Source organism: Mesorhizobium sp. M1348 (assembly GCF_040317925.1).
GTDB lineage: Bacteria > Pseudomonadota > Alphaproteobacteria > Rhizobiales > Rhizobiaceae > Mesorhizobium.
In genome coordinates, this window is sequence record NZ_JAMYLH010000002.1 from 220,185 (window position 1) to 232,184 (window position 12,000).

General features: G+C 59.2%; 12 protein-coding genes and 2 pseudogenes. 5 read left to right on the plus strand and 9 right to left on the minus strand.

Annotation, left to right across the window (positions count from 1 at the left end):
• Positions 1–520 precede the first annotated feature (520 nt).
• Positions 521–811: a hypothetical protein gene (locus NKH13_RS05160; protein WP_352910928.1), complete on the plus strand. Its 291-nt coding sequence runs from the start codon at positions 521–523 to the stop codon at positions 809–811.
• Between the two features lie 173 nt (positions 812–984).
• Positions 985–1,425: a hypothetical protein gene (locus NKH13_RS05165; RefSeq protein WP_352910930.1), complete on the plus strand. Its 441-nt coding sequence runs from the start codon at positions 985–987 to the stop codon at positions 1,423–1,425.
• A gap of 108 nt (positions 1,426–1,533) precedes the next feature.
• Here the strand turns inward: NKH13_RS05165 and NKH13_RS05170 are convergent, their stop codons facing one another.
• From NKH13_RS05170 to NKH13_RS05185, 4 genes are all read right to left on the minus strand, one after another.
• Positions 1,534–1,827, minus strand: coding sequence for a hypothetical protein (locus tag NKH13_RS05170; RefSeq protein WP_352910933.1), 294 nt, complete (start codon positions 1,825–1,827; stop codon positions 1,534–1,536).
• 38 nt (positions 1,828–1,865) lie between these two features.
• Positions 1,866–2,120 carry a DUF768 domain-containing protein gene (locus NKH13_RS05175; RefSeq protein ID WP_352910935.1) on the minus strand — a complete coding sequence of 85 codons (255 nt, stop codon included), beginning with the start codon at positions 2,118–2,120 and terminating at the stop codon, positions 1,866–1,868.
• Positions 2,121–3,320: 1,200 nt separating this feature from the next.
• Positions 3,321–3,968 (minus strand): hypothetical protein, encoded by a 648-nt coding sequence (locus NKH13_RS05180; RefSeq protein WP_352910937.1) that lies wholly within the window; start codon positions 3,966–3,968, stop codon positions 3,321–3,323.
• A gap of 76 nt (positions 3,969–4,044) precedes the next feature.
• A complete protein-coding gene (locus NKH13_RS05185) occupies positions 4,045–4,308 on the minus strand; it encodes a hypothetical protein (RefSeq protein WP_352910939.1) in 264 nt (87 codons plus the stop codon).
• Positions 4,309–4,325: 17 nt separating this feature from the next.
• On the opposite strand from NKH13_RS05185, the pseudogene NKH13_RS05190 reads away from it, so the two are divergent.
• Together NKH13_RS05190 and NKH13_RS05195 are read left to right on the plus strand one after the other, a co-directional pair.
• Positions 4,326–4,574 (plus strand): annotated as a pseudogene (locus NKH13_RS05190) (AhpC/TSA family protein); the annotation flags it as partial.
• A gap of 438 nt (positions 4,575–5,012) precedes the next feature.
• A complete protein-coding gene (locus NKH13_RS05195; protein WP_352911603.1) occupies positions 5,013–5,390 on the plus strand; it encodes an MAPEG family protein in 378 nt (125 codons plus the stop codon).
• 226 nt (positions 5,391–5,616) lie between these two features.
• On the opposite strand, the gene NKH13_RS05200 is transcribed toward NKH13_RS05195, so the two are convergent.
• The 3 genes and pseudogenes from NKH13_RS05200 to NKH13_RS05210 form a co-directional block, all read right to left on the minus strand.
• Complete coding sequence (locus NKH13_RS05200) at positions 5,617–7,854, minus strand: adenylate/guanylate cyclase domain-containing protein (protein ID WP_352910941.1); 2,238 nt, start codon at positions 7,852–7,854, stop codon at positions 5,617–5,619.
• A gap of 215 nt (positions 7,855–8,069) precedes the next feature.
• A pseudogene (locus tag NKH13_RS05205) lies at positions 8,070–8,668 on the minus strand (tyrosine-type recombinase/integrase).
• A gap of 454 nt (positions 8,669–9,122) precedes the next feature.
• The gene (locus NKH13_RS05210; RefSeq protein ID WP_352910944.1) at positions 9,123–9,332 is read right to left on the minus strand and encodes a hypothetical protein; all 210 of its coding nucleotides are present in this window, start codon (positions 9,330–9,332) and stop codon (positions 9,123–9,125) included.
• Between NKH13_RS05210 and NKH13_RS05215 the strand changes: the two genes are divergently transcribed.
• Positions 9,331–10,419: an AI-2E family transporter gene (locus NKH13_RS05215; protein ID WP_352910946.1), complete on the plus strand. Its 1,089-nt coding sequence runs from the start codon at positions 9,331–9,333 to the stop codon at positions 10,417–10,419. The genes NKH13_RS05210 and NKH13_RS05215 overlap by 2 nt on opposite strands.
• Positions 10,420–10,591: 172 nt before the next feature.
• Here NKH13_RS05215 and NKH13_RS05220 read toward each other — a convergent pair whose 3' ends face one another.
• The gene (locus NKH13_RS05220) at positions 10,592–10,957 is read right to left on the minus strand and encodes a response regulator (RefSeq protein WP_352910948.1); all 366 of its coding nucleotides are present in this window, start codon (positions 10,955–10,957) and stop codon (positions 10,592–10,594) included.
• A complete protein-coding gene (locus tag NKH13_RS05225) occupies positions 10,950–11,894 on the minus strand; it encodes an HWE histidine kinase domain-containing protein (RefSeq protein WP_502912336.1) in 945 nt (314 codons plus the stop codon). The genes NKH13_RS05220 and NKH13_RS05225 overlap by 8 nt, the downstream gene beginning before the upstream one ends.
• Positions 11,895–12,000 lie beyond the last annotated feature (106 nt).

A 12,000-nucleotide genomic window follows, 5' to 3' on the forward strand; every position in this document is an offset into this window, starting at 1 on the left:
CGCGGTTAGCGGGTCGGGTCCTAGCCACTTCCTCCTGCTATCGTCAATCGCGCCCTTGCTCGGGCGAAGCTTTTGACGTTCAGTGTGGGTAGGGGGATATCACATTGCGCCAACACCACACCTTCGCGGCGGCGGGGGCCGCGATTATCCTTTTGAGCGGCTGCTCTGGTTCCGGGCTTGGAATGCCTGGCTCACCGGCTTGGTTTGCCACCACACCACAGGCGGAGCAGGTAACCTACTTCCGGAATCGATGCGTCTCCTACGGCTTCGAACCAGGAACCCCAGCCATGGCCCAGTGCATCCAAAACGAGTCCATTTCGTCTCGCGGCAGGGCATCCGCCAGAGCAAATGCGGCTTTTACCAACATGCAAAACAGCCAACCAAAAACAACGACCTGCAATCGCTTCGGCAACACCGTAAATTGCACGACGTTTTGATATTTGCGGAAATATGAAGGGCACGAGGATAACGCATGCCGCCCCTAGTGCGAACGCTCCACCGCAAATGTCGGCGCGTCTGAATGACCCGCCTAACTGTTGCGGAAGAGCTTGAAAGCGCCGCCGACCGCATCGCCGATATGTCGCGCGCCGATCTGCAGGTCATCCTGCGTCGCGCTGCATTGATGCTTAGAAACGTCTCTGGCGTGCCGCTGGAGCCCGCGACGGAGGACGCTCTCAACTCCATCGCGGCTGAAATGAAAATTGGCCGGTCGGACCTCATCCAGATCGTGCTGCGCGAATGGCTGGAAACCAACGCCTATCTGCCAGTGCGCGAAATCGATGAAGAGAGCGAAACAGACGGGAGCGCCTAGTGGATAGAGTCTAACGCTTGGTGCCCGCGTCTGACGGCAGCGATGATCTTATCGGGGTCGGCGGCGGAAACCACAGGGTAGCTTGGGCCAAAATTGATTTGACAGTAGGCCATCCCAAGCGCCGAGTCTCTTTGTGCGCATGCGCGCACGTATTGACTAGGGAGGAAAACCCCATGGAAGAGATCAATCGTCGGTCTGCATTGACGATCGGTCTAGCGACAGCCGCCGCGACCCCTCTATTCGCTTTAGCGACGCCCGCGGGAGCCGCAGAGATCGTCCCGACATATGGCACAAATGACGGTAAGGAGATTGCCCCCGGCGTTCGCATAGTGGAAGTAGGCACTTGGGACTCGGATATGACAGGCATCAAAAGTATTCTAGTGCTCGATGCAGTATTCCAACCTGGGGCTGCCGACAAAGAATCCGTCATGGACAACGACATGGTCTGTTTTATCACCGCTGGTGAGTTCACCATCAAGAAGACGAACCCCGATAAGGAATTTAACGTTAAGAAAGGTGAGTACTATACCTGCGGCAAAGGCAAAACGGACCATGCCACGAACATAAGCAAGGAAGTCGGGATCCACCGGATCTCCGTTCTGATACCTGCCTAAGCGTTTTAGAGGGCCGCCTACTGAGGTGGCCCTTCGCCCCTCCTAACGCATGTCTGGACAAGCCCATCGTCTCGCATGCGCACTCCCCACAAGCGGCGCCGGCCACTTTCAGCCCCTTCGTTCGAAAGTTGGCTTCCAGTCGCGATTGCGCGCTCGCTGCTGGCCTTCGTAATCAGGAATGCATGTGAAGAACACCTGCCGGCGCTCACGACCGGCAGCCTTGCAATTTGAGCAGACAAAAAGCCCGACCAGGTCATCATGCATCGAGCCGTGATCACGGCCGAGCCTTTCAATCAGCGCCTGGATGTCGAGCTTCGTCGATTTGCAGCACATCGGGTGCGCACAATTGACATAGATGGTTTCTCGGGCGGCCAGGGTATCGGCGAGTGTCTTCTGAGGCATGCATGGCGATCTCCGTTGATGGGGTCGCCGCACCGAATTCACTGTCCCCGGTCTGTCGGACGGATGCAAGTCGCTTCCACCATGCCGCCTTCACGATGCAGCATGGCGGCGACAATGACGTCGAAAACGTTCCCGACCTCCTCTTCGATCTCATGTGCCTTGATGCCGCTCTCCTCAGCCGCTTTCAGGGCCTGGTCGGCAAGATCCCTAATGGCGAACGGATCGCTTGACCTTGCGTTAGGCAGATGCTCTGCCATCCATTTGTCGAAGAAGTTGACGCCACGTGTGCTCATCCAGCCATAAGCTGGCGAATGGGATTAAGTTCCTTCTTCCCGTACCATGATCATTTTATTAAATTAGCAATGATGCATGAACGGGCGTATGATCCGCTCCAGCTGGAGCCAAACGCTCTCAGCCGGTACGCCCAGCGGCCAAATCGTCCCCAAATGCCGTCGCGCTATCCCAACAGGTTGTGATGGGTGACGACGTGAGACGGGATAAGCACAATCCGCCAACTATGAAGGGCAAAATCCACGGTTCGCCGGACAACGACGAACGGGGGCATTTGGAGTTCTGCCCAATTTGCGGCCAGACATTCGATAAGCGAAAGCTTGTCGAAGTGCTGCATCATCACCTTCCCGAGCATGAGCCGTTCACGACGGATCGGTGACGGAGGTCGAAGCCACTTCGGTTTTCTGCCAGTTGGATAAAAGTCCCGCCGCACATGCCCCATGACGGCGGGACCCGATCAAGCGACTTGCACCAGTCTGGGGGGATGCGGGGGTGGGCTCGCCCGGTGCACGCAGACCGTCAGGAATCATAGGCGCATCAACTGCAACGCGTCCACCAACCGACGGTGGAAGAAGACTACTGCAGAGCCGGGGGACTGGCTACCCACAGAAGCAGGGCAACACCGATCCCGTAGGGAACCAGCACGACGAGAAGCGTACCCAAAAGCCGGGATCCGCCAAAACAGCCATTTCACTGCGAAGCTGTTCCATCGCGTGTTTCCAAGGAGGGTGTGTTTTCAGCCCTCAGCCGCTGTTCGCGGAGCCGAGCCGTCTTCGCGTCTCGGGCCGCGCGCTCAACATCGATCAATGACCGTGCAGCATCTGACGTGCGCTGCTCTCTCTCATCTCTTTGTGTCCAAGTGGCCAAGCGGCGCTCCCTAAAGTGCATGCCGCCGACCTGGCGGCACGGTGCTGCTTTATCGAACCATGGTCGCAGGCGAGTGTTCCACCAAGACAGCAAAAAATCCCGCCGGACCTTCGGCGCGGTCAGGCTAGGTGGAGAAGTACAGGGCGCCGAAACGCAAGAACCCCCTACGGGACATGCGACAGGCGCGCTTCACGAACGAGCGCGCGACAGCTTGGTGTCCCTCATTCCCAAGGCGCTTTCACCGGGCGGTTCTGGCTGACAAACCCAATCGAAAATAGGAATATGCCAGGACGCCGGGACCCGATCAAGTGACTTGCACCTTTCGGCGGCCCACGTCAGCTTAATTGCAGGTAGCCGCTGACGAGCGCGTTGGCGTTGTTGTCGGTCATGTCGATCGTGTGATTTGCTGGCGATGAATTGTATATTTTGTAGCCGGCAATGGCGAAATTAGCGCTGCCGAAGTTTTCCGTCGCGTCAAAAGCAGGCGATGCCGTGGAGAATGTCGTGTTCCCATTCGTGCCAATATTGGCACCAAAGACGACAAGAGGCGGTGCACCCGGCGAAGCTAAAACCGTCTGTGGAGCAGGATCGCCAGTCGTCGCCTCAGAATTCCATGTCGATGGTACTACAGCAGTTATCGGAACGTTGCCGCGATATATATAGAGGCACTTTCCGGCGCCGATACCGCTGGAGATACCCATGATATTGCCCGCTTCTGTTCCATCCAGAATTTTGTAGTCGACCATGAGCCTATGAACGACGCCGGGGCAATCAACAACGTTCGTAAAGCCTGTGGGTGTCACGGAAGCCGGGGCGCCAATGCCGCTCCCGGCATCGGCTAACACAGCGACATCGCCGGCCTGAAGGCCTGCCGGCCAAGCGATCGTTGCCGCCGAGGTTATCGTGATCGAGATCAGCGTAACGGAGGTCACGCCGGACGGAGCGTATGTGCCCATCATCGCCATCTGACCAATTAGTGCCATCAGATCAATCCTCCGCCAGAGATGCACAGTGTGCGTCAGAACCTTTAGAAAAAACAATGGCGGTCATCTTGCACTCCTATCGATTGGCCGCTGCGGCGTCCGGCAGGCCCAAGGCATCACCGGTAGCGGCCTCGATCCGGTCGAACAGCGTGCGAACGAAGAAAAGATTCTGGATCGGCAGCAGCTTGCGCACGGTATGCAGATCGCTCTGCTTGAAATCCCCGGCCGAAATGGCGCCGGAAATCTGAAACAGGTCGGACGCAGCGTCGAGCGTTGGCCCTAGCAGGGCGCCAGCGGTGTTCCTGGAGGCGTAGCGAGATATCTGCTTGCCCGTGACCATCGAAAGGCCCAGCTTGGCCGGGCGAGATGCCGGAGCCGATGGACCCGTTTGCGGCGCTCGAATATCTGAACAAGAAGGACAGCTACGATATCACGGAAGCGGATCAACAGATGATGGCCACCGGCATGGGGCAGCTCGTCGGCCAGTTCCTGCTCGACCGCGACGGTGTCGTTCGCTGGACCTCCACCGAGGTTCTCGATGGCGGCCTGTTCGGCGCTCCGAATATGCAGGAGCTAATGTCGGCAGCGTCGCACATTGGTCAGTAGCGGCGCAGTTGCGGACATCGGCTGCACGGATAGCAGGTGTTATGCAAACCGTTAGTTCGAGCCGGGGTCGACGCGCTTCGGCGCGAAGCGTTTCACCCACTCGTCGATGCTGATTTGGTGGTGGTGGGTGTCCGGAATGGGCGAATGGGCTTCCTGATCGTGCTGTTGATCTCTGCCTTGTCAACGACAAGGCCCAGCAGTCGGGCCTTGGCCATGATTGACGCGGGCGGCGCAGCTGTCCGCCCATCCAGATATGCCAAGGCATCGTCGGCCCATCTCATCTACGTGGAAGTCTAACGCTTGGTGCCCCATGCGGGATGCCTGTTCCGACCTCGGTGGACAATCAGCCTGGCCAGCCGGCAGGCACACCACGCGGGGTTCTGGTAAAGTCCATGAAGAATGGGCAGGTGGGAGGGTTGAATGAGCTTCGAGCTAGCAATGCTTGCGGCGAGCTGCGTGCTCTGTTTGATCCAAATTGTTATCTCCTCCCACGCAGCCAGCCTTCAGCGAGGTTATCGGTGGACTGCCAGCTCCCGTGACGCCGAAGTCCCCCCGCTCACGGGCATAGCTGGGCGCTTGGAAAGAGCGCTTCGAAACTTCCTTGAGACGTTTCCGGTGTTTGTGGCTGCGGTCTTCCTTGTTCACTTGCTCGGCCGTGAGAGCGCTCTCAGCGAATGGGGAGCTGGTCTCTATGTTTCGGCCAGGTTGGTTTACCTTCTACTCTATGCAGCGGGCGTTCCCTTGCTCCGCTCGCTCGTCTGGAACGCCGCGTTCGTTGGAATTATCCTTCTTTTGCTCGCGTCAGTCTGGCCTTAGCTGTCGTGACCGTATGCCGATCGCCGCTGCGGCGACGTCCGCTTCCTTGACCATCGCGGAAGTTCCAAGAACAACTCTCGAACGACCTCATTGGGTCAGGTTTTGCCGCTTGAGCCGGCGGCCCGAACCGGTAACTAGCGCCAATTCCGGTCGTTTGCGGTTATGGCGAACAAGGTCGCATGTATATCCCGCAAGCAGACTTTCGGCCTTTGCGGCATTTGGGAGTTCACTTGACGACCGAAAATTCGAACTGGTCCCAGCGGTAAACGGCCTTGTATTCGTCGTCGCGCCCCGGCGTCCTGAACACATTGCGATAAATTGCTCCACAGCTTGTCAGCTCTACCGGAAAGGCATTGCACAAGAAATTGCCTTGCACCCACGAGGTTCCCGAGTGGGTCGTTTGGCCAATGGTCTCGCTGACGGCGCCATCGACGGAGGTCGTGCGCTGCATAGGCAGGAACTTGTCAAACGCCAATTTTCCGCGCGTTTCGTGGCCGAACATGAGAGACCTTATTTCCGCGCCTGTGAGCCGGTCCTTCGGATTCATGCCTGCCCTTGCCAATGCCGGCAGATCGGGCACACCTGCCTTGGTCAGGCCGGCCAAAAGGCGTTCGATATCGGCCGTATTCTTGAACACCATGTAGTCCTGGGTGATCAACTGGCTCGTGTCGTATTCCATTCTGCGCGCAACAGCCTTCCTAAACATTTCCAAGGCGGCCGCGGCCTGGTCGGTGCGCCCAAGATGCCCATAGGCCGAAACAAGGACTTGCAGGGCATAGAAGTTGGCCGGTGGATCGGGCGAAGCAAGGTCCATCTTCTCGATGGAGCGAACCGCGCCCTTGAATTTCTCTTGACCGAACTCGGCCAGTCCGGCCTGGTAGCGCCTGTAGTCCATCCACGAGATCGGGTCGACGCGCGCAGCCGCATCGAGATAGCTCAGCGCTTCCTTCGGCCGGCCGTTGAAATTCAGGGCATTGGCCAGCGAGAGATAATTCCAGGAATCGCTAGGATCGAGCGCCACCGATTTCAGAAGAACGGTGACTGCTTCGTCCGAGTTGTGCTCCCTGACCATCAACTCGGCGACCAGTTGATAATAACCCGGCGAGGGATGTCGGGCGGCGAGCTTCAGGGTTTCGTGGACTTTGTCATAGGCCTCGGCTCGCGTGAGTCCCATCACCACGGCCCGGGTGATGTCCGCGTCCCAATAGGCCCAGGCGAGTTGGGCATGAGCCGCGCCGAAATCGGGGTCGAGTTGCACCGCGTGCTGGAAATGCTTCACAGCCTGCGCAAACTCCTCGGGGGTGTTGATGCGGTTATAGATGTCCATCCCTTTGAGATAGACATCATAGGCCTCGGGATTGTTTGTGCCTCCCACGCGGGCGGCCGGCGCGACGCTCACCAGGCGGAGCTGGAGCGCGCCGGCAATGCTGCCGACGACCTTGTCCTGCAGCGCGAACACGTCCGCCCACCGGCCGTCGAAGCGCTCCGCCCAGAGATGTCCGGATGTCGAGCTGTCGATCAGTTGCGCATTGATGCGCATGTTGTCGCCGACGCGGCGAATCGAGCCTTCCAGCAGATAGCGGACGCCCAATGCCGCAGCAATCTCCGCCGGCTTCGTGTCCTTGTGCTTGTAGGCAAAGGCCGCGTTGCGGGAGACGACGAAAAGGCCGGGCACGCGCGCCAGTTCGGTCGTCAGGTCCTCGGTGAAGCCGTTGGCGAGATATTCCTGTTCCTTGTCGTCGCTGAGATTGTCGAAGGGCAGGACTACGAGCGACGGCCGGGCATCTACCGCCTCGCTGGCCGCGGGCGCAGCAGGTTGCGCAGGCCTCTCCCACGGCTGCCACCATGCCGCGGCAAGGCCGAGGGCCAGGATGAGAACAGCCGCCGCTACCGGAAGGCGCCAGGCGCGCGGCCGGCGGCGAGCTTTGAGGGTCGTGCCCGCTGCCGCTGGATCAAGCACCACGCGATAGGTCTGAACTGGTTGGGCAATGTTTTTGACCCTCTGCTCGCCCATCGGCTCGAAGGCGAAAGCCAGTTTCCTCTCCACCTCCTTGGCCACTTTTCCCGACAGGCAGATGCCGCCGGGCTCCGCCAGTTGCTGAAGCCTGGCTGCGATGTTGACCCCGTCACCATACCGGTCCTCGCCCTCGACGATCACCTCGCCGAGGTTGATGCCGATCCGCACGTGAATCTGCTCGGTTTCGGGAAGCGAAGCGTTGCGTTCGCCAAGCCCGCGCTGCAGCGACGCCGCACATTCGACGGCATCGATGACGCTGCCGAATTCGGCCAACATCCCGTCGCCCATCAGCTTGAAGATATGGCCGTGGTGGCGTGCAATTTCGGGTTCAAACAGTTCCTTGCGTCCGGCGCGAAGGCGCTCGAACGTGCCGGCCTCATCGCGCTCCATCAGAGCCGAATAGCCCACGACATCGGCGGCGAGAATCGCGGCAAGCTTGCGGTCCATTGTTGGCCTGGCCCCGCAGGATCATAGTATCAGTTGTTCTGAAAGGAAACCGACCTCACCGGCGCTCAGCAAATCCCTTCTTTCCGCGCTTTCATCGACGGCTGAGGTTTTGTCAATGTCGTATTCACCACATTCGAGACATTCGAGCTTGCCTGCCGGAATGGCTCGTTTGGGTCACGGAGCGCCGCTTCGGGAATGCGACGCTCCGAGTTGCTCTACAATTCGACTTGTTCAGAAATAGCCAACGCGTCGTCCACTTCAATGCCAAGGTAGCGGACGGTGCTCTCAAGCTTAGTGTGCCCGAGGAGCAGCTGCACGGCCCGGATATTGCCGGTCTTCTTGTAAATCTGCGAAGCTTTCGTGCGTCTCATGGAATGTGTTCCATACCGCTTCGGGTCGAGCCCAATGCTCGAAACCCATTTGTCGACAATCCTTCCATACTGCCTGGTCGACATGTGCGGTTTCGCCCGCACGCGACTTGGGAACAAATAGTCCCTTTCGGTGAGACCGCGACGGGTTATCCAGGCACCGACGGCGGCTCGGGTCTGCTCCGTGATCTCGAATTGTACCGGCCGCCCCGTCTTTCTTTGAACAATCACTGCTCGGTCGCGGACAACGCCGGAAAGCGCAATGTCGCCAACCGTGATGGTGACTAGGTCGCAACCTCGAAGCTTGCTATCGATGGCGCGAGATTGAAGAGTGCCAGATCCCGTTCCGCGCCGGACACCTGCAGCCGTGTTCGAATGCTCCAGACCTCGCGCGGTTTGAGAGGAGGCTTCTGACCGACGATGTGGCCTCTGTTCCTGTTAGGCATGGCTCTTCTCCCATGCCACCCTCCGCAGCCGCAGCGCTCAACGCGAGCAGGCGAATGTAACAATGGGCTGACCGAGGATTCAGCCGAATGGTTTACCGGACTCCGGTCGATCGAAGCCGCGGGCCGTCAATGGGCGCAGTCGCGCCATATCCAGACGTTACATCCCGGGGAATTTTAACCGGCATCCTCGTGACAGAAGCGGACCTTCCTCGCCAGGCAGCTATCTCGACAGCCAATCCGGTTGCCTTGCACTCCGGCATCCGTCTTCAAGTCGTCTCGCGCTGAATACACGACTGCGTATATGGAGGTCGCCAAGTGAAACGTTGAGCGCGCCGGGCACATGGGCCAAGAACAAACTCGTCCGGCGGCTGACGTCGATGACGGGTCACGAGGTCCTCGCGTATATGCCCGGGTAAGTTCCTCGCGCATGACCGGCTCCATGTCATCGCGACGATCAGTAGCCGCGTACAATGCGGTCCACCTCGGCGAAGTGGCGCTCGGCAACGCTGTGGTCTTCCCTCGACTGTGTGCGGAGCTGTATACCCTTGAACACCTTGTCGGCGGCTTCGTTGTTGCCTAGTTGTGGGCCACGGGCCGAGTGAACTGGAACCGCCATGACCATGCGCGGGCAGAGACCCAGGCCGCCTCGAGGCTGATTGGTCATGATACCCCTCGGCAAGCCAATTGAGCAGATTCTTGGGATCGGCGCCCTCCTGCTGTTGTCGATTGGTTGCGCCATTGTGCTCTGGCCCTTCCTGTCGGCCCTGTTGTGGGCGGCGGTCATATGCTATTCCACATGGCCCATCTACACGTGGTGCGAGCGGACCCTGGGCGGCCACAGAGGGCTGGCGGCCGCCCTGATGACATTGTCGGTCGCCCTTGTTCTGGTCGCACCGTTCGCCATTATGGTGGCGACACTGGCGGACAGTATAAGCAGCCTGATCACAGCGGCGACCCGCGTCCTCGATCAAGGCCCGCCGGCGCCACCGCATTGGGTTGCAGGGCTCCCGGTGGTCGGCGAGAGCCTCGCTGCCTATTGGGAAGCGTTAGCCCACAACGCACCCGCCTTCATGATTGAGCTCAAGAAGCTGATCGGCCCCGCCACCGACATCGCCGTCGCCAGCGGGACTGTGCTCGGCATCGGCCTTCTCGAACTCGGTCTGAGTGTATTCATCGCCTTCTTCTTCTACCGTCACGGCCGTCAGATGGCAGCGTACGTGCGCGAGAGCGCCGAACGATTCGCTGGTTCGCGCGCTCGGCACCTGCTCACGGTCGTGGGCGCGACCGTGCACGGCGTTGTTTACGGCTTGATCGGCACAGCACTCGCCCAGGCTCTATTGGCCGGCATTGGTTTCTGGATCGCCGGTGTGCCTCAGGCGCTATTGCTCGGCTTCCTTACGTTTGTCCTGTCGTTCGTGCCGGCGGGCCCCCCGCTTGTGTGGGGCTCGGTGGCGCTGTGGCTGTTTGTCCAGGGAGCCGTTTGGTGGGGTATCTTCGTCGCGGTTTGGGGCTTGCTCCTCGTCAGCAGCATTGACAATGTCCTCAGGCCTTATCTCCTCACTAAGTCCAACAGCTTGCCCGTGGTACTCGGATTCTTTGGATTCCTCGGCGGCATTCTCGCCTTCGGCTTCATCGGCGTGTTCCTAGGCCCAACGCTGCTGGCGGTCGGCTACAGCCTCTTCCTCGAGTGGCACGCGGCCGAGGTCAAGGACCGCAGGCACTCCAAGTCGGAGCCGCCGGATGCCGCTTGAGTGATATGGGTCTCCGAGCCCAGTTCCAGCTCCTGTGGAAAATCGGGAGCTGCTCTGTGTCGAGCTATGTGCAGCCCGACTCCAAGTCATGGCCTGCGGGCGGGAACGGCTGAGTCCCGCCGATCACGCGTCATTGGGTCGATATTGATTAATGGAGGATGTGGCTATTCGATCAGCGAGAAAGTAGGCGCGTAAGCATCTCGACCAGTTCCTTATCCATGAACGGCTTCTTCAGGACTGGACGGTCGCGGTAGCCGTCCCTCATGTCGTGACCGCTATAGCCGGTCGAGAAGACGAAAGGCACGCCACGGGCGACGAGTGCGTCGGCAACCGCATAAGTCTGGTTGCCATTCAGGTTCATATCCAGCATGGCGACATCGAAAATCTGCGCGTCAATCAAAGTGAGAGCCTGATTGATGGTCGCAGCGGCGGTTACGGACTCACATCCAAGATCGGCCAGCATGTCTTCGATCATGATGAGGACCAGCATCTCGTCCTCGACAACGAGGCTTCGCCGGCCAGAAAGCAATTTATCCATCCCGAGCACCGTTCGGTGCGGGAAAATTGATCGTGCAGACCACACCGTCCGTCCGGTAGTCGAGATCAACCGCGCCCTCCAGTTCATGAGCCAGACCGCGCTCGATCACCCGCGACCCGAACCCTTTACGGGAGGGTGGCCTTACAGGCGGGCCGTCTTTCTCCTGCCAGCGCAGGATTAGCCGATCGTCATCCGACGACGGCTCAATCATCCATGAGATCAGGACTGAGCCAACCTTGTTGGAAAACGCGCCGTATTTCACGGCATTGGTCGCGAGTTCGTGCAACGCAATGCCAAGGGCAAGCGCTGCTTTCGGGGAGGCGCGGATATTGCTGCCCGTAATGACAAAATGCTCAGACCTTCCATTTGCAACCCCGAACGGCTCCAAGGCAGCTTTCGTCAGATCGAGCAGTCCTGCACCTTCCCATTTCTCATGGGTCAACAGATCGTGCGACCGGGAGAGGGCGAACAGGCGCGACTCGATGGCTTCCCGGATCACTTCGGGATCGGAAGTATTCCGCAAAGCCTGCCAAACAATCGATTGCACAGTGGCCAGGGTATTTTTCACGCGATGGTTCAACTCGTCGATGAGCATCCGGGACTGGGCTTGTTCCTGCTTATGATCAGTAAGATCGACGAAGGAGGCGAAATGCTGGACGACATTGCCGCTTTCATTCCGAACAGGACTGATGAGGATCGCCGACCAGAACAGGCTGCCATCCTTGCGGCGATAGGAAATTTCTGAACCGCCGACCGCGTTTCCCGCGAACGCGGCTTCGATGCGCGCCAGCGAATCAGGATCGGTTCCGCGCGCCATCAGGAAGTTGAAGCTCTGCCCGAGCACCTCCTCCCGGCTGTATCCGGTCAGTTCGAGAAAGGCGTCGTTGACAAAAATTATCGGATTTTCGTGTTTTGCGTCCGTAAACACCATCGCCATTCGTGTCGTCTCAGCAGCGACGACGAAAGGGCCAAGATCTTTCCGAAAACCCTCGACCTCGGCCTCGGCGATTTTCTGACCGTCGGATTTGATGGGCTACTTCTGG